The sequence below is a fragment of the Streptomyces sp. AHU1 genome (assembly GCF_045343905.1).
Classification (GTDB): Bacteria; Actinomycetota; Actinomycetes; order Streptomycetales; family Streptomycetaceae; genus Streptomyces; species Streptomyces triticiradicis.
Genome location: NZ_CP174283.1, coordinates 2,707,648 through 2,724,354, shown reverse-complemented (window position 1 = coordinate 2,724,354; position 16,707 = coordinate 2,707,648). Strand labels below are relative to the sequence as shown.

Below are 16,707 nucleotides of genomic sequence, written 5' to 3'. Positions count from 1 at the left end.
GGCCCCGGCGACGGAAACGGCTCGGCCCCCTCCACCTGAGGGGGGCCGAGCCGTGTTGTTCCCGGCCGGGGTGGAACCCGGTCGCTCGGGCGTCAGCCCCGATAAAGCGCCTCGATCTCGTTCGCGTAATCCTTCGCCACCACGTTGCGCTTCAGCTTCAGGGACGGCGTGAGGTGCCCCGACTCCTCGGTGAACTGGTGGGCGAGGATGCGGAACTTGCGGACCGACTCGGCCTTGGACACCGCCGCGTTGCCGTCGTCGATCGCGTCCTGGACGGCGGCCATCAGGTCCGCGTCCTCGCGCAGCGACTCCGCGGTCGAGCCGGCCGGCTTCCCGTGCTCCGCGGCCCAGCGGGCCAGGAACTCCTCGTCGACCGTGACCAGCGCGCCGACGAACGGACGCCCGTCACCGACCACCATGCACTCCGCGACCAGCGCGTGGGCGCGGATGCGGTCCTCTATCACGGCCGGGGCGACGTTCTTGCCGCCCGCGGTGACGATGATCTCCTTCTTGCGGCCGGTGATGCTGAGGTAGCCGTCCTCGTCGAGGGTGCCGATGTCACCGGTGTGGAACCAGCCGTCGGCGAGCGCCTCGGCGGTCGCGGACGGGTTGTTCCAGTACTCCTTGAACAGGTGCTCGCCGTGCAGCAGCACCTCGCCGTCGTCGGCGATGCGGATCACGGAGCCCGGCAGCGGCTGGCCGACCGTACCGATCTTCGTGCGGTCCCACGGGTTGAAGGCCGTGGCCGCGCAGGACTCGGTGAGGCCGTAGCCCTCCAGGACCGTGAAGCCGATGCCGCGGAAGAAGTGGCCGAGCCGCTCGCCCAGCGGGGCGCCGCCCGAGATCGCGTACTCGCCGCGACCGCCGAGCACCGCGCGCAGCTTGCTGTAGACGAGCTTGTCGAAGGTCTTGTACTTGATCTTCAGGCCGAACGACGGTCCCGAGGGGGTGTCCAGCGCGCGGCTGTAGGCGATCGCCGTGTCCGCCGCCTTGTCGAAGATCTTGCCCTTGCCGTCCGCCTGGGCCTTGGCACGCGCCGAGTTGTAGACCTTCTCGAAGACGCGCGGCACGCCGAGGATCAGCGTCGGCCGGAACGCGGCCAGTTCGTCGGTGAGGTTCTTGATGTCCGGGACGCAGCCCAGCTTGATCGGCGCGATCATCGGCGCGATCTGCACGAGCCGCCCGAAGACGTGCGCGAGCGGGAGGAAGAGCAGGACGGAACACTCACCGGTACGGAACAGCGGACGCAGCCGCTCCACGATGTTGCCGCACTCCGCGAAGAAGGAGCGGTGGGTCAGGACGCAGCCCTTGGGGCGGCCGGTGGTCCCGGAGGTGTAGACGATGGTCGCCGGGTCGTCCGCCTTGGCGGTCGAGCTGCGCTCCTCGACGGTGGCGTCGCTGACGTCCGCGCCCAGGCGCCCCAGCTCCTCGACACCGCCGGCCTCGATCTGCCAGACGTGTTCGAGGGCGGGCAGCCGGTCGCGCACCGACTCCACGGAGGCCGCGTGCGCGGGCAGTTCGACGATGGCGGCCCGGGCGCCCGAGTCGCCGAGGATCCACTGCACCTGCTCGGGGGAGCTGGTCTCGTACACCGGCACGGTGACGGCGCCGGCGCTCCAGATCGCGAAGTCGAGCAGCGTCCACTCGTAGCGGGTGCGGGACATCAGGGCGACCCGGTCACCGGGCCGCACGCCCGAGGCGATCAGGCCCTTGGCCGCGGCCCGCACCTCGGCGAGGAACGTGGTGGCGCTGACGTCCGTCCAGGTACCGCCCACCTTGCGGGCGATCACGGCTACGTCGGGATGCTGCGCGGCGTTTCGGCGGACGATGTCGGTGAGATTTCCGTCCGCGGGGACCTCGTACAAAGCCGGAAGGCTGAACTCGCGCAAGACTGCTGCTCCTCATAGGGCACCAACGCCACGACTCTGTGTGATGCGACGATGCGGTCCAAGGCTCGGGCAAGTACTCAAGAGATCACATGTTGAAATCCCGAGTACGACTGGACTGCCCGGACGTTACCCGTCGGTATGGCTTCTTCGACAGGGGGTCCCGGCGAGATGTTCCATGCGTCACACGTGGTGGCATTCCTGCGCGCACAGTAGTCCACACGCTTCCGGCGGTGCCAGTAATCGCAGGTCCGGCCCCCTCTGTTCACGTTTGCCGCACCGGCCTACGCTTGATCGTCATGGCATCCACACCGGTCGGCCGTCCGAGGACGCGCATCCACGTCGTCAGCGACGTACACGGCAACGCCCGCGACCTGGCCCGGGCCGGAGACGGCGCCGACGCCCTGATCTGCCTCGGTGACCTGGTCCTTTTCCTCGACTACGCCGATCACGCGCGCGGCATCTTCCCGGACCTCTTCGGCGTGGAGAACGCCGATCGCATCGTCGAGCTGCGCACCGCCCGCCGCTTCGAGGAGGCGCGCGCGTTCGGTGCCCGACTGTGGGCGGGCATCGGCACCGACCGGGCCGCGGCGATCGAGAAGGCGGTGCGCAGGCAGTACGCCGAGATGTTCGCCGCCTTCCCGGAACCGACGTACGCGACCTACGGCAATGTCGACATGCCGACCCTGTGGCCGGAGTGCGCCGGCCCCGGCACCACCGTTCTCGACGGCGAGCGGGTCGAGATCGGCGGCCGCGTCTTCGGCTTCGTGGGCGGGGGGCTGCGGACACCGATGCGGACGCCGTACGAGATCAGCGACGAGGAGTACGCGGCCAAGATCGAGGCGGTCGGCGAGGTCGACGTGCTGTGCACGCACATCCCGCCGGAGGTGCCGGAGCTGGTGTACGACACCGTGGCGCGCCGCTTCGAGCGGGGCTCCCTCGCGCTGCTGGACGCGATCCGGCACACGCGCCCCCGTTACGCGCTCTTCGGCCACGTTCACCAGCCCCTCGTCCGCCGGATGCGCGTCGGGGCGACGGAATGCGTCAATGTGGGGCACTTCGCGGGCTCGGGCCGCCCCTGGGTGCTGGAGTGGTGACACGGCGACGGCGCTGAAGACCAGGTGGGGTGACGGCGCCCGCGGCCGTGCGCGGTAGCCTTCACGCTGCACACACGTGCGTACCACCCTCCCTCACCGGACCGCATCTCGAGGAGCCACCGCGATGGCGGAACACACCAGTTCGAGCATCACGATCGAGGCGGCACCGGCTGACGTCATGGCGGTGATCGCCGACTTCGCCCGCTACCCGGACTGGACGGGTGAGGTGAAGGAGGCGGAGGTCCTCAAGTCGGACGAGCTCGGCCGCGCCGAGCAGGTCCGTCTCGTCATGGACGCCGGTGCCATCAAGGACGACCAGACCCTCGGCTACACCTGGACCGGCGACCACGAGGTCTCCTGGACCCTGGTCAAGTCCCAGATGCTCCGCTCCCTGGACGGCTCGTACCTCCTCAAGCCCGCGGGCGAGGGCGCCACCGAGGTCACCTACCGGCTGACCGTCGACGTGAAGATCCCCATGCTCGGCATGATCAAGCGCAAGGCCGAGAAGGTCATCATCGACCGCGCCCTGGCGGGCCTGAAGAAGCGCGTCGAGGAAACGGCCTAGGTTTTTTCGCCCCTCCGCCCCTACCCGTACCGGGGGTACTGCCCCCCGGACCCCCCGCTCCTCAAACGCCGGAGGGGCTGGATTCTCCCGAGCGCGCACCCGCAGCCGGGATACGGCGGGAGGGGCCGTGCCGGTACATCGATGCCCGTCGCCACCGACGGCCACGCCTCACCCGACAGCGACGGGCTGATGCACCGGCACGGCCCCGGCCCCCACCGGACCGGATCCCGAAAACCGCCGAGGCCACCGCACCGGTAGCGTTCACCCCCATGCGCACCATCCTGATCACCGGCCAAGGCGGCACAGGCCGTACCACCGTCGCCGCGGCCACCGCGCTGCGGGCCGCCCGCGAGGGCACCCGCACCCTGGTGCTCACCGCCGACCGCACCGACACCCTCGGTGCCGTCCTCGGCGTCCCCACCGGCCCGGACCCCGTGGAAGCCGCCCCCGGCCTCACCGCCTGGCGTCCCGACGCCGCCGCCCGCTTCCGCGACGACCTCACCGCCTTCCAGCGGCGCGCCACCACCGCCCTCGACCTCCTCGGCGCCTCCCGCCTGGACGCCGAGGAAGTGACCCCGCTCCCCGGCGCCGAGGAACTCGCCCTGCTGCGCGCCCTGCGCGACGCCGCGCTGTCGGAGGCGTACGACCTGCTCGTCGTGGACCTGCCCCCGGCCCCCCAGGCCCTCGCCCTCCTCGCCCTGCCCGAGGAACTCCGCCGCTATCTGCGCCGCCTGCTCCCGCCGGAGCGCCAGGCGGCCCGGGCCCTGCGTCCGGTCCTCGGGCGGCTCGCGGGCGTGCCCATGCCCGCCGAGTGGCTGTACGAGACCGCGGGGCGCTGGGACATCGAGCTGGCCGCCGTACAGGGCGTGGTCGAGGACCGCGCCACGACCGTACGACTGGTCGCCGAGCCCGGCCCGGCCGGCACCGACGCCGTCCGCACCGCCGCCACCGCCCTCGCCCTGCGGGGCCTGCCCGTCGACGCCCTCGTCGCGAACCGGGTGCTGCCCGACACCGCCCACGACGCCTGGCTGGGAGCCCTCGTGGCCCAGCAGCGCAAGGCCCTGGACGAGTGGCGGGAGTCGTCCGAGGTCCACGAGGTCCACGAGGTCCCGCACCGGGGCCACGACCCGCGCGGCACCGACGACCTCGCCGCGCTTCCCGTGCCCGGCGTCAACACCGCGCCCACCCCGGTCGAGTGGCCCGTCACCGACCGCCTCGCCGACGACGGCGTGCTCGTGTGGCACATCCCGCTGCCCGGCGCGATACGCGACGAACTCGATCTCGTCCGGCGCGGCGACGAACTCGTCGTCACCGTCGGCCAGTTCCGCAGGATCGTCCCGCTCCCGTCCGCGCTGCGCCGCTGCGCGGTGGCCGGAGCGGCACTGCGCGAGGGCGAGCTGCGCGTCCGTTTCACGCCCGATCCCGGGCTGTGGCCGCGCGAGAAGTGACCGTGCGCGATCCGGGACGCCGGGCACGGTGAACGGGGTACCCCCGTTCGGGTAACGTCGAAAGCACGAGACACGTAGGCAGGAGTCCCGCCATGAGCGAAGAGCGCCCCACATCCGACGCCGCTCAGGAGGAGACGGCCGACGAGGTGCGTTTCGAGGAGAAGCGCGCCACCGACGACGACGCCTGGGCGACGGCCTGCGCGGAGGACCTCGCCGAGGAGAAGGCCCGCCGCCGCGCCCAGCACGGCCCGCCGCCCGGCTCGGCCGCCGAGGAACTGCGCAAACTCGTCGACGCCGTCGCCGACAAGCTCTCCGGGCTCCAGTCACCGCTGTTCGGCGCGGTGGCCGGCGGTACCGCCCAGCAGGTGGTCAACCAGGTCGTGCAGCAGGCCAAGGCCGCCGTGGAACCGGTGCTGGAGCGCAATCCCGAGGTCTTCGACCACCTCGCGGCCGCGGGCTCCGAACTGCTCGCCGCCTACCGTTCGGCCGTCGAGAACCAGGAGCGCCGCTGGACCACCCGGGGCACGGGTTCCCGCGACGACGAGGCCGGTCCGGGCGAACACATCGACTTGGACTAATCGCCCCTCGGGTACGGTTGGCCGTAGCGGGGCTCGACCGAAACTGAGGGATTCATGGGACTCACCATCGGCGTCGATATCGGCGGCACGAAGATCGCGGCCGGTGTGGTCGACGAGGAAGGCAATATCCTCTCGACGCACAAGGTGCCGACCCCGGGCACGCCGCAGGCGATCGTGGACGCCATCGCCTCGGCCGTGGAGGGCGCGCGTGCCGGCCACGACATCGTCGGCGTCGGCATCGGTGCCGCCGGATATGTGAACCGCCAGCGTTCGACCGTCTACTTCGCGCCGAACATCGACTGGCGCAACGAACCGCTCAAGGCCGAGGTCGAGCGGCGTGTGGGCCTGCCGGTCGTCGTCGAGAACGACGCGAACGCGGCCGCCTGGGGCGAGTACAAGTTCGGCGCGGGCAAGGGCCACCGCAACGTCATCTGCATCACCCTGGGCACGGGCCTCGGCGGCGGCATCATCATCGGCAACAAGCTGCGCCGCGGCCACTTCGGCGTGGCCGCCGAGTTCGGCCACATCCGGATGGTGCCGGACGGACTGCTGTGCGGCTGCGGCTCGCAGGGCTGCTGGGAGCAGTACGCCTCCGGGCGCGCCCTCGTCCGTTACGCCAAGCAGCGCGCCAACGCCACCCCGGAGGCGGCGCAGGTCCTGCTGGGCCTCGGCGACGGCACCCCCGACGGCATCGAGGGCAAGCACATCTCCATGGCCGCCCGCCAGGGCGACCACGTCGCGGTGGACTCCTACCGCGAGCTGGCCCGCTGGGCCGGCGCGGGCCTGGCCGACCTCGCCTCGCTCTTCGACCCGTCCGCCTTCATCGTCGGCGGCGGCCTCTCGGACGAGGGCGAGCTGGTCCTCGACCCGATCCGCAAGTCGTACAAGCGCTGGCTGGTCGGCGGCAACTGGCGTCCGGTCGCCGACGTGATCGCCGCCCAGCTGGGCAACAAGGCGGGTCTCGTCGGAGCGGCGGACCTCGCCCGGGAGCCCGACCCGATCATGTAGGTCCCGCACCCTCTCGCACGGCAGCGCCCGCCGCACCCGCACAGGACGGCGGGCGCAGCCGCGTCCGAGAGCCCCCGTGCCCACAGCGCCCGTCGGAACGGCGCCCCACCGAGCCGGGCGCATCTCCACGAAACCCCGGCCGTCAGCCGACCGCGCCTCACCCGCCCAGGAGGGCGCGCGCCCCGTGCCCACCGCGCCCGTCGGAACCGCGCGCCCCACCGGGCCCGGCGCGCTTCCGCGAAACCCCGGCCGCGCGCCGACCGCGCTTCACCCGATCGGGGGTCCCCCGGTGTGCCGGGGAGCCCGTCCGCCCGCCCCGCGCCCCGCGGAGTACGGGCCATGTGCCTCTTCGGCCCTTCCGGCGGGCCTCCGGCGCGTATCTTGATCGCCATGCCGACCAGCTCCTCCGCCAGTCCGCTGCCCGTGTCCCGCACCGAAGCCGACGGTTCGGCCGTCGTCCGCGTGCTCAGCTACAACATCCGCTCGATGCGCGACGACACCGCGGCGCTCGCCCGGGTGATCAGCGCCTGCGCGCCGGACCTCGTCCTGGTTCAGGAGGCGCCGCGCTTCTTCCGCTGGCGCAAGAAGCTCGCGCGTCTCGCAGCCGCCTCGGATCTCGTCATCCTGTCCGGGGGCGCCACCGCCGCCGGGCCCGCGCTGCTGTGCACCCTGCGGGCCACCGTGGAGCGCACCGAGGACGTGCTGCTCCCGCTCACCCCGGGGCAGCACCGACGGGGCTTCGCCACGGCGGTCGTGCGGTTCGGGGGTGCCCGGCTCGGCGTGCTGAGCTGCCATCTGTCGCTCCGGAAGGACGAGCGCCACGAGCAGAGCGGCATGCTCCTCGACCGCCTCGCCGGCCTCGGCACCCCGCACGCCGTCGCGGGCGGCGACCTCAACGAGAGCCCGACGGGACCGGCCTTCCGCCGGCTCGCGGACGCGCTCCAGGACGGCTTCGCGACCCGTCCCTGGGGCGGGGAGCACACCTGGACGTTCGCGGGGCCCGACCGGCGCATCGACGCGGTCTTCGCCACGCCCGGCATCGAGGTCCTCGGCTGCGGGGTGCCGCTCGGCCTCCCCGGGGTGAGCGCGGCGGACCTGAGGGCGGCCACGGACCACCTGCCCGTACTGGCCGCCCTCAGAGTGCCCGCGTCCTGAGAACCGTCCCGCCGTGCTCCCGGCCGGGGCGGGACGGGTCAGACCACCGCGCCGCGGCCCGGATCGTCGTCGTCCTCGTCGTCGTCCTTCATGCGCGTCACCAGGGTGGCGAAGCCGCCGAGGAAACCGCCGATGCCGAGGGTGGTGAGCCACCAGGTCATGTCCCAGCCGAGCAGGACGGCCAGCAGGAGCAGCGCGGGGCCGCCGAGCACGCCGAGCCAGGCGAACTTGGCGGTCGTGTCCGCGGCGGGCAGCGGAGGCGGCTCGGGCGGAACGAAGTGGCCCTCGTCGTCCTCGTCGAAGTCGTCCTCGGACGGCTCGGGCGCGCGGTAGTCCCGCGGGCCGCCGACACCGGGCGCGAAGCGGATCGAACTGCCGAGGGGCCTGACGGCGGAGGGCAGGTCGCCGGAGGAGGCCTCCGGCCCGGACCCCGACGGGCCGTCCTCGCCCTCCTTCGAGGTCTCGGTTTCTCCCCCGGTCCTCGGCCGGGAGGGACCCCCGCCGTCCCCGGTGCTCTTGCCACCGGTCCCGGGGCCGGTGTCCGTCCCGGGCTCGGGGAGCGCCAGGTCCTCCACCGACCGGAACGGCCGCGAGCCGGGCGGGTCCGGCGGCTCCTCGCCGTATCCCTCGACGATCGACTTCCAGGCGGCTTCCTCGTCGAAGGGCGCGCTCTGCCCGTCGGCGGCGGACTCCCCGCGGGCATCACCGGGAGACTCCCCGCGCGGGTCCCCGGCGGACTCGGTGAGCGCGTCGCCGGGCCCCTCGCCGCGAGCCCCGTCGAGCGGTTCGCCGACGGGTACGCCCTTCTCCTCGAAATCGCCGCGGTCCGCGTCGTGCTCAGCCACCGGCTGCCGTCCCTTCCTGCAGACCCACCTGACCGGCGTCGGCCTCCTTGCCGGCACCGGGCGCGAGCCGGGTGACGAAGGAGAGGCTCTCCTCGAAGATCCGGTCCGCGTCGTGGTCCAACGTCGCGACGTGGTAGCTCTGTTCCAGCACGATCTCCGTCACGTCCGTGGAGGACACCCGGCCGAGGACGCGCGCCGAGTCGGCGGGGGAGACCACGTGGTCCTGCAGGCTGTGCAGCAGCAGGAGCGGCTGGGTGACCTGCGGCAGCTCCGCGTCCACCACCCCGCACAGCCGGCGCATCGAGTGCGCGGCGTGCAGCGGCACCCGGTCGTAGCCGATCTCCTCGGAGCCCTCCTTCGCGATGTCGCTCTTGATGCCCTTGGTGGAGGGGACGAGGTGACGCAGCACGGGCAGGGCGTGCGCGGCCAGGCCCCGCACCTTGTTGAGCGGGTTGACGAGCACGACGCCGTCGATCTCGTCGCCGTGCCGGGCCGCGAGCCGCAGGGCCAGCGCGCCGCCCATCGAGAGCCCGAAGACGAACACCCGCGAGCAGCTCCCGCGCAGGGCGCGCAGCTCGCGGTCGACCTCCGCGTACCAGTCCTGCCAGCCGGTGGCCTGCATGTCCTCCCAGCGGGTGCCGTGGCCCGGCAGCAGCGGCAGCGCGACGGTCAGACCCTGCTCGGCGAGGTACTCCGCCCAGGGGCGCAGCGACTGCGGGGAGCCGGTGAAACCGTGGCAGAGAAGGACGCCGACCTCTCCGCCCTCGTGGCGGAACGGCTCGGCTCCAGGAAGGACCGGCACCTCGGTCTCCTGTTCATGAGTTGGGCGGAAAACGACTCCGGGTGTGCTTCACCGTACGCGAGCGTACTGACACCGACCAGGGTCGTCGGGTCCTTTGCCGCCGCTCCGGGTTAAGGTCTGATCTACGACACAGGAGGCACGCGGGTGATCTACGGCGCAATGAAGTTTTCCATCGGAGGGCCGCTGAAGCTCGCCTTCAGGCCCTGGGTGGAAGGCCTCGAGAACATCCCCGCCGAGGGCCCGGCCATTCTGGCGAGCAATCACCTCTCGTTCTCGGACTCGTTCTTCCTGCCGGCGGTCCTCGAACGCAAGGTGACCTTCATCGCGAAGGCGGAGTACTTCACGACCCCGGGCGTCAAGGGCCGGATGACGGCGGCCTTTTTCAAGGGGGTCGGCCAGCTCCCGGTGGACCGTTCCGGCGCGCGCGGCGCGGGCGAGGCGGCCATCAAGAGCGGTATCGAGGTGATCGAGCGCGGTGAGCTGTTCGGCATCTACCCGGAGGGCACGCGCTCGCCCGACGGCCGCCTCTACCGCGGCAAGCCCGGCGGCCTCGCCCGCGTGGCCCTCGCCACCGGCGCGCCCGTCATCCCGGTCGCGATGATCGACACCGAGAAGATCCAGCCGCCGGGCAAGCTGATGCCCAAGCTGATGCGTCCGGGCATCCGCATCGGCAAGCCGCTGGACTTCAGCCGCTACAGCGGCATGGAGCACGACCGGTTCGTGCTCCGCGCGGTGACCGACGAGGTCATGTACGAGATCATGAAGCTCTCCGGCCAGGAGTACGTCGACATGTACGCGACGGCCGCCAAGCGGCAGATCGCGGAGGCGGCGAAGGCCGAGAAGGACGCCGAGAAGGCGGCGAAGGCGGCCCTCGCCCAGGCGGAGAAGCAGGCGGCCAGGGAACAGGCCGAAGCGCGGGACGCCGAGGAGCGGGCCGGCCAGGACCCCCAGGCACAGACCCCCCAGGCACAGACCCCCCAGGTACAGACCCCCGAGGAGCAGACCCCCGAGGAGCAGACCCCCGAGGAGCAGACCCCCGAGGAGCAGACCCCCGAGGCGGGATCCTCCGAGAAGCAGACCGGGGAACAGACCGGTCCGGCGGCCGGTTAGGGGCGGGGGAGAGCCGGACCGGCCGGCAGGCAACGGTCCGGCTCCCGGGAGCGTCCGTAGGGACGTCGGCAGCGTGGGGTGGGGGGCATGGCCAAGCGCGAAAGAGTCATGAGGATGTCGGTCGAGCAGCCGCTGTGGCGCGCCCTGGCCGGGTACCGCGTTCTGACCGTGCTGTACGCGATCGGGCTCTTCGCCACCGCGTACCACCGGTTCGACCGCCCGTGGGCGGCCGTCGCGTTCTTCGCGTTCCTGCTCGTCTGGACGCTGGCCACGCTCCCGAAGGTCGCCGGGGCGGCGAACTGCACCAAAGGGTTCCTCGCCGCCGACCTCACCGTCGCGCTGGCCGGCATCCTGCTGACCCGCGTCGCCGACTCCGCCGAGCGCATCGAATCGGGCGGCCCGACCCTGCCGTCGATATGGACCGCGGGCGCCGTCCTGGCCTTCGCGATCAAGGGCGGCTGGCGGTGGGCCGCCTTCGCCTCCACGCTCGTCGCCGCGGCCAACCTCGTCGAGCGCGGCGCCCCGACCCGCGACACCGTGCACAACGTGATCCTCGTCTGGGTCGCCTCCATCGCCATCGGCTACGTCGTCGAGGTCGCCCGCGCCTCCGAGCGCACCCTCGCCCGCGCCCTGGAGATCGAGGCGGCCACCCGCGAACGCGAGCGCCTCGCCCGGGACATCCACGACGGTGTGCTCCAGGTCCTCGCCATGGTGCAGCGGCGGGGCAGCGCGCTCGGCGGCGAGGCGGCCGAGCTGGGCCGGATGGCCGGGGAGCAGGAGGTCGCGCTGCGCACGCTGGTGTCGGGCGGTCTGGTGCCCGTCTCGCGGGTGTCGGAGGACGCGGCGCTCGGCGCGGTCGTACGGGCCGTGGACGAACCCGACGACGAGGACCCCGGCGGTCCCCTCGACCTGCGCGCCCTGCTCGCCCCGTACGCCACCGCGCGCGTGACCCTCTCCGAGCCCGGCGCCGCGGTGCCGCTCGACCCGTCCGCCGCGCGGGAACTGGCCGCGGCCGTGGGCGCCGCCCTGGACAATGTCCGCAGGCACGTGGGCGCGGACGCCCGTGCCTGGATCCTGGTCGAGGACGAGCCGGACGCCGTGATCGTGACGGTGCGCGACGACGGCCCCGGCATCCCGGCGGGGCGGCTCGCCCAGGCCGAGGGCGAGGGCCGGCTCGGCGTGGCGCTCTCGATCCGCGGCAGGCTGCGCGATCTGGGCGGCACGGCGGAGCTGGTCTCCGTCCCGGGACAGGGCACCGAGGTCGAGCTGAAGGTGCCGAAGGACGTGCGGGGGAAGGCGAGAACGTGATGACGAAGGCGACGGTAGGGCGATGACGGGCGGGACGACGGGGGAGACCCCCATCAAGGTCATGGTGGTGGACGACCACCCCATGTGGCGTGACGCCGTGGCCCGTGACCTGGCGGCCGCCGGGTTCGACGTGGTCGCGACCGCGGGCGACGGGGAACAGGCCGTGCGCCGCGCGCTGGCGGCGGCGCCCGACGTCCTCGTCCTCGACCTGAACCTGCCCGCCAAGCCGGGTGTCCAGGTCTGCAAGGAACTGGTCGGCGCCGACCAGTCCCTGCGCGTCCTGGTCCTGTCGGCCAGCGGCGAGCACGCCGACGTGCTGGAGGCGGTGAAGTCCGGCGCGACCGGCTACCTCCTGAAGTCGGCGTCCGCGGAGGAGTTGACCGACGCGGTGCGCCGGACGGCCGTCGGCGACCCGGTGTTCACGCCGGGCCTCGCGGGACTGGTCCTAGGCGAGTACCGCCGGCTGGCCTCGGAACCCGTCACCGCCACGGGCGCCGACGAGCCGAGGGCCCCGCAGCTGACCGACCGTGAGACGGAGGTGCTGCGCCTGGTCGCCAAGGGCCTGAGCTACAAGCAGATCGCCGAACGCCTGGTCATCTCCCACCGCACCGTCCAGAACCACGTGCAGAACACCCTGGGCAAGCTCCAGCTGCACAACCGCGTCGAGCTGGTCCGCTACGCCATAGAGCGCGGACTGGACGGGGCGTGACCGCCACGAACGCCGTCTTTCGGGTGATCTATTGATCAACTACCCGACAATTCACCGGAACGGCCCGTCCGCACCGTGCCGAAGTGACCTGGATCACTATTAGCGTGAGTCCGACAGCCAATCGTGGCGAAGGGACTTTCCATGCGGGTCGGAGTACTGACCGGAGGCGGCGACTGCCCCGGACTCAACGCCGTCATCCGGGGCATCGTCCGCAAGGGCGTGCAGGAGTACGGCTATGACTTCGTCGGGTACCGGGACGGCTGGCGGGGGCCGCTCGAAGGCGACACCGTGCGGCTCGACATCCCCGCCGTGCGCGGGATCCTGCCGCGCGGCGGCACCATCATCGGATCCTCGCGCACCAACCCCCTCAAGCACGAGAACGGCATCCGCCGGATCAAGGAGAACCTCGCCAAGCAGGAGGTCGACGCCCTCGTCGCGATCGGCGGCGAGGACACCCTGGGCGTCGCCGCGCGGCTCGGCGACGAGTACGGCATCGACATCGTCGGCGTGCCGAAGACCATCGACAACGACCTCTCCGCCACCGACTACACCTTCGGCTTCGACACGGCGGTCAACATCGCGACCGAGGCCATCGACCGCCTGCACACCACCGCCGAATCGCACATGCGCGTCCTCGTCTGCGAGGTGATGGGCCGCCACGCGGGCTGGATCGCCCTCCACTCGGGTCTGGCCGGCGGCGCGAACGTCGTCCTCATCCCCGAGCAGCGCTTCGACGTGGACCAGGTCTGCGCCTGGGTGACCTCGCGCTTCAAGGCCTCGTACGCGCCGATCGTCGTCGTCGCCGAGGGCGCCATGCCCAAGGACGGCGACATGGTCCTCAAGGACGGCAGCCTGGACTCCTTCGGGCACGTCCGGCTCTCCGGCGTCGGGGAGTGGCTGGCCAAGGAGATCGAGCGGCGCACCGGCAAGGAGGCCCGCACCACGGTCCTCGGGCACGTCCAGCGCGGCGGGACGCCCAGCGCCTTCGACCGCTGGCTCGCCACCCGCTTCGGACTGCACGCCATCGAGGCCGTCCGCGACGGTGACTTCGGCAAGATGGTGGCCCTGCGCGGCACGGACATCGTCCGCGTCCCGATCGCGGAGGCCACCGCCAGGCTGAAGACGGTGGACCCGGGCCTGTACGCGGAGGCAGGAGTCTTCTTCGGCTGACGGCCGAGGCCGACGGCGACCGACGGCTGACGGCGGAGCTCCGGTACCGCCCGAGCGGGCGCTGGGGTACGGGCCGTAATATTCGGCCCGTACCCCAGCACGGGAGAGACCGGTGGAGATCCTGGCGTTCGGCGTCCAGTCCGACGAGAAGCCCCTGATCGAGAAGGCCTTCGAGGGACGCCACGAGGTCCGCTGCCTCGACGTCTTCCTCACCGCGGACACCGCGCCCATCGCGGCCGGCTACGAGGTGGTGTCCACCAGCGTCAACTGCGCCCTGGGACACCGCGTCCTGCAGACCTTGGCGGCCGGCGGCACCCAGCTCGTCGCCCAGCGCTCTACCGGGTTCAACAACATCGACCTGGAGGTCGCCGAGCGCCTCGGCATGACGGTCGCCCGGGTCTCGTCCTACTCGCCGTACTCGGTCGCCGAGTTCGCCTGGACCCTCGGCATGGCCGTCAACCGCCGTATCGTGCGCGCCGCCAACCGCACCCGCGACTTCGACTTCCGCCTCGCGGGGCTGATGGGCCGGGACATGCACGGCCGCACCGCGGGCGTCGTCGGCACCGGGAAGATCGGCGAGGCCTTCGCCAGGATCGCCCACGGGTTCGGCATGAAGCTGCTCGGCTGGGACGTCGCCGAGAACCCGGCGTGCGTCGGACTCGGCATGGAGTACGTCTCCAAGGAGCGCCTCCTCGCCGAGTCCGACCTCGTCACCCTGCACGTCCCGCTGATGCCGGCGACCCAGCACCTCATCGACGCCGAGGCCCTGCGCCTGATGAAGGACGACGCGATCCTGGTGAACTCCAGCCGCGGCGGCCTCGTCGACACCCAGGCCCTCGTGACGCAGCTGCGCGAGGGCCGCTTCACGGGCGTCGGCCTCGACGTGTACGAGGCGGAGGCCGGACTCTTCTTCCTCGACAAGTCCCTCGAGACCGTCGAGGACGACACCCTGGCCCGCCTGGTCACCTTCCCGAACGTCCTGGTCACCTCGCACCAGGCGTACTACACCCGGGACGCGGTCGGCCAGATCGTCGACGCCACCGCCGCCAACGTCCTCGACTACACCGAGGGCCGCCGCTCGGAGAACGTGCTCGTGCCCCGCAGCTGACCCGTCAGCTCCCGCACCACGGCCGCCCCGTTCAGCGTCAGCACCGACTCCGGGTGGAACTGCACGCCCGCGAACCCGGGACCGCGCAGCGCGTGCACCTCGCCGTTCGCGGCCCGGCTGACCTCCACGCCGTGCTCCGCCAGCTCCGCCAGCGCCTCGTCGTCGCAGCGCGCCGCGAAACTGTTGTAGAAGCCGACGGTCTCGGGTCGCCCGAAGAGGTCGATGCGGGTCTGCGCGCCCTGGTACGGCACGTCCTTGCGCACGATCTCCAGCCCCAGCGCGGCCGCGATCAGCTCGTGCCCGAGGCAGACACCGAGGACGCCGTGCCGGTGCTCGCGCAGCACCTCGGCGGTCAGGGCGCGCAGGAGACGCATCTTGGGGTCCGCCGCGTCCGAGGGGTCGCCGGGACCCGGGCCGAGGACGACCGGGCCCACGTGCGCGAGGACCGCCTCGCGCAGCCCCGGCCCGTCGTAGCGGCGCACCGTCACCTCGAGGCCGGACGAGCGCAGCACGTGCGCGAGCATCGCGGTGAAGGTGTCCTCCGCGTCCACGACCAGCGCGTGCCCGGTGAGGTCACGGGACCGCTCCTGCATCCGCAGCCAGAACGGCGCCAGCGAGGCCCGCCGCCCGTCCAGCGACGCCCGCACCCGCGGATCGTCGCCGAGCCGGGGCCGGGCCGCCTCCGGGCGCGGCCGGCCGGGCCGCACCCCGAGCGCCGCCAGCACGCCCGCCGCCTTGGCGTGCGTCTCGGCGACCTCGCCCGCCGGGTCCGATCCCCGGACGAGGGTGGCGCCGACCGGCACCCGCAGCCGGCCGTCCGCGTCGATGTCGGCGGTGCGGATGAGGATCGGTGAGTCGAGGGTCTGCGCCCCGGGCCCGCCGTCCGGCCCGTCCTCGCGCTGCCGCCCGACCAGCGCCAGCGCGCCCGCGTAGTAGCCGCGCCCGCCGACCTCGTGGCGCTCGATGACCCGGCAGGCGTTCTGCACGGGCGAGCCGGTGACGGTCGCCGCGAACATGGTCTCCCGCAGCACGTCCCGCACGTCCAGCGAGGAGCGGCCCCGCAACTCGTACTCGGTGTGCGCGAGATGGGCCATCTCCTTGAGCCGCGGCCCGATCACCACCCCGCCCATGTCCCCGACCGTGCACATCATCTTGAGCTCCTCGTCGACGACCATCGAGAGCTCCTCGATCTCCTTGCCGTCGGCGAGGAAGGCCAGCAGGTCCTCGGGCGTCGGACCCCCGGCCGGATAGCGGTACGTCCCGCTGATCGGGTTCATCACGACCGTCCCGGCGGACATCCGCACGTGCACCTCCGGGCTCGCCCCGACCAAAGTTCGCTCCCCTGTGTGCACGACGAACGTCCAGTACGCGCCGCGTTCGCCGACCAGCAGCCGGCGGAACAGCGCCAGGGCGTCGGCCCGTCCGAACCCCGGGATCCGGCCCTCGTACGTCCGCCGGATCACGAAGTTGGCGCCCTCGCCGCGCCCGATCTCCTCGCGCAGCACCCGCTCGACGATCCCGGAGTACTCCTCGTCCCCGACGTCGAAGCCGCCGCCCTCGACCCGCACGTCGTGGTCCGGGAGTTCCGCCAGTGCCTGTGCGAGCGGCAGTTCACGGCGTTCCTCGGGAACGAGCACCGAGAGCGGCGTGCCGTCGTCACGGACGTCGAAGCCGCGCTCGCGGATCTGCCGGAACGGGATCAGCGCGAGGGCCTCGTCGGGGATGTCGGCGAGGCGCTCCACCTCGCGCACCGGCCCCAGCAGCAGTTCGACCACGTCGTGGTCGCGGCCCGGGGTACGGCGGCGCAGCAGGGCGAAGGGACGGGGATCGTCCAGCAGGTCGAGCAGATTCATCGGTGCGGTCCTTCTCTCGGAACGTGCATCTCGGAGAGGAACGGCCCGGGTCCGCAAACACCGAA

Annotated in this window: 14 protein-coding genes and 1 pseudogene; 11 read left to right on the top strand and 4 right to left on the bottom strand. The window is 72.4% G+C overall.

Translation table 11 applies throughout. From position 1 onward, the window contains the following. Positions 1-92 precede the first annotated feature (92 nt). Entirely contained in the window at positions 93-1,889 is a 1,797-nt protein-coding gene (locus tag ACICHK_RS12400) for an AMP-dependent synthetase/ligase (RefSeq protein WP_406836930.1), read from the bottom strand. Positions 1,890-2,185: 296 nt separating this feature from the next. Here ACICHK_RS12400 and ACICHK_RS12395 point away from each other — a divergent pair, with 296 nt between their 5' ends. From ACICHK_RS12395 to ACICHK_RS12370, 6 genes are all read left to right on the top strand, one after another. Then, the gene (locus tag ACICHK_RS12395) at positions 2,186-2,983 is read left to right on the top strand and encodes a metallophosphoesterase (RefSeq protein ID WP_406836929.1); all 798 of its coding nucleotides are present in this window, start codon (positions 2,186-2,188) and stop codon (positions 2,981-2,983) included. Between the two features lie 124 nt (positions 2,984-3,107). After that, positions 3,108-3,548, top strand: a complete 441-nt coding sequence (locus ACICHK_RS12390; protein ID WP_103552094.1) for an SRPBCC family protein — start codon at positions 3,108-3,110, stop codon at positions 3,546-3,548. A gap of 269 nt (positions 3,549-3,817) precedes the next feature. Beyond that, positions 3,818-4,996, top strand: coding sequence for an ArsA family ATPase (locus ACICHK_RS12385; protein WP_406836928.1), 1,179 nt, complete (start codon positions 3,818-3,820; stop codon positions 4,994-4,996). Positions 4,997-5,088: 92 nt separating this feature from the next. Continuing rightward, complete coding sequence (locus ACICHK_RS12380; RefSeq protein ID WP_151469692.1) at positions 5,089-5,574, top strand: DUF5304 domain-containing protein; 486 nt, start codon at positions 5,089-5,091, stop codon at positions 5,572-5,574. 54 nt (positions 5,575-5,628) lie between these two features. Next, the gene (locus tag ACICHK_RS12375; protein WP_151469693.1) at positions 5,629-6,582 is read left to right on the top strand and encodes an ROK family glucokinase; all 954 of its coding nucleotides are present in this window, start codon (positions 5,629-5,631) and stop codon (positions 6,580-6,582) included. A 390-nt stretch (positions 6,583-6,972) separates the two neighbouring features. Further along, positions 6,973-7,737, top strand: coding sequence for an endonuclease/exonuclease/phosphatase family protein (locus ACICHK_RS12370; RefSeq protein WP_151469694.1), 765 nt, complete (start codon positions 6,973-6,975; stop codon positions 7,735-7,737). A 38-nt stretch (positions 7,738-7,775) separates the two neighbouring features. Here the strand turns inward: ACICHK_RS12370 and ACICHK_RS12365 are convergent, their stop codons facing one another. Next, complete coding sequence (locus ACICHK_RS12365; protein ID WP_406841205.1) at positions 7,776-8,372, bottom strand: hypothetical protein; 597 nt, start codon at positions 8,370-8,372, stop codon at positions 7,776-7,778. Between the two features lie 202 nt (positions 8,373-8,574). Beyond that, positions 8,575-9,384 (bottom strand): alpha/beta hydrolase, encoded by an 810-nt coding sequence (locus tag ACICHK_RS12360; RefSeq protein WP_406836927.1) that lies wholly within the window; start codon positions 9,382-9,384, stop codon positions 8,575-8,577. 159 nt (positions 9,385-9,543) lie between these two features. On the opposite strand from ACICHK_RS12360, the pseudogene ACICHK_RS12355 reads away from it, so the two are divergent. The 5 genes and pseudogenes from ACICHK_RS12355 to ACICHK_RS12335 form a co-directional block, all read left to right on the top strand. Then, positions 9,544-10,323: pseudogene (locus ACICHK_RS12355) on the top strand (lysophospholipid acyltransferase family protein); the annotation flags it as partial. 258 nt (positions 10,324-10,581) lie between these two features. Continuing rightward, entirely contained in the window at positions 10,582-11,802 is a 1,221-nt protein-coding gene (macS, locus tag ACICHK_RS12350; RefSeq protein WP_406836926.1) for a MacS family sensor histidine kinase, read from the top strand. A gap of 61 nt (positions 11,803-11,863) precedes the next feature. Beyond that, positions 11,864-12,511 (top strand): response regulator transcription factor, encoded by a 648-nt coding sequence (locus tag ACICHK_RS12345; RefSeq protein ID WP_103552118.1) that lies wholly within the window; start codon positions 11,864-11,866, stop codon positions 12,509-12,511. 141 nt (positions 12,512-12,652) lie between these two features. Continuing rightward, positions 12,653-13,681 carry a 6-phosphofructokinase gene (locus ACICHK_RS12340; protein WP_151469699.1) on the top strand — a complete coding sequence of 343 codons (1,029 nt, stop codon included), beginning with the start codon at positions 12,653-12,655 and terminating at the stop codon, positions 13,679-13,681. A 112-nt stretch (positions 13,682-13,793) separates the two neighbouring features. Beyond that, a complete protein-coding gene (locus tag ACICHK_RS12335) occupies positions 13,794-14,789 on the top strand; it encodes a 2-hydroxyacid dehydrogenase (protein WP_406836925.1) in 996 nt (331 codons plus the stop codon). Here the strand turns inward: ACICHK_RS12335 and ACICHK_RS12330 are convergent. Further along, complete coding sequence (locus ACICHK_RS12330; RefSeq protein ID WP_406836924.1) at positions 14,741-16,642, bottom strand: anthranilate synthase family protein; 1,902 nt, start codon at positions 16,640-16,642, stop codon at positions 14,741-14,743. The genes ACICHK_RS12335 and ACICHK_RS12330 overlap by 49 nt on opposite strands. Between the last annotated feature and the right edge of the window lie 65 nt (positions 16,643-16,707).

Excerpts from the sequence above, each read along its gene's own strand:
- ACICHK_RS12395 (WP_406836929.1), top strand. The coding sequence starts at position 2,186 with ATGGCATCCACACCGGTCGGCCGTCCGAGGACGCGCATCCACGTCGTC.
- ACICHK_RS12390 (WP_103552094.1), top strand. The coding sequence starts at position 3,108 with ATGGCGGAACACACCAGTTCGAGCATCACGATCGAGGCGGCACCGGCT.
- ACICHK_RS12340 (WP_151469699.1), top strand. The coding sequence starts at position 12,653 with ATGCGGGTCGGAGTACTGACCGGAGGCGGCGACTGCCCCGGACTCAAC.
- ACICHK_RS12370 (WP_151469694.1), top strand. The coding sequence starts at position 6,973 with ATGCCGACCAGCTCCTCCGCCAGTCCGCTGCCCGTGTCCCGCACCGAA.
- ACICHK_RS12385 (WP_406836928.1), top strand. The coding sequence starts at position 3,818 with ATGCGCACCATCCTGATCACCGGCCAAGGCGGCACAGGCCGTACCACC.
- ACICHK_RS12380 (WP_151469692.1), top strand. The coding sequence starts at position 5,089 with ATGAGCGAAGAGCGCCCCACATCCGACGCCGCTCAGGAGGAGACGGCC.
- ACICHK_RS12345 (WP_103552118.1), top strand. The coding sequence starts at position 11,864 with ATGGTGGTGGACGACCACCCCATGTGGCGTGACGCCGTGGCCCGTGAC.
- ACICHK_RS12330 (WP_406836924.1), bottom strand. The coding sequence starts at position 16,642 with ATGAATCTGCTCGACCTGCTGGACGATCCCCGTCCCTTCGCCCTGCTG.
- macS (WP_406836926.1), top strand. The coding sequence starts at position 10,582 with ATGGCCAAGCGCGAAAGAGTCATGAGGATGTCGGTCGAGCAGCCGCTG.
- ACICHK_RS12375 (WP_151469693.1), top strand. The coding sequence starts at position 5,629 with ATGGGACTCACCATCGGCGTCGATATCGGCGGCACGAAGATCGCGGCC.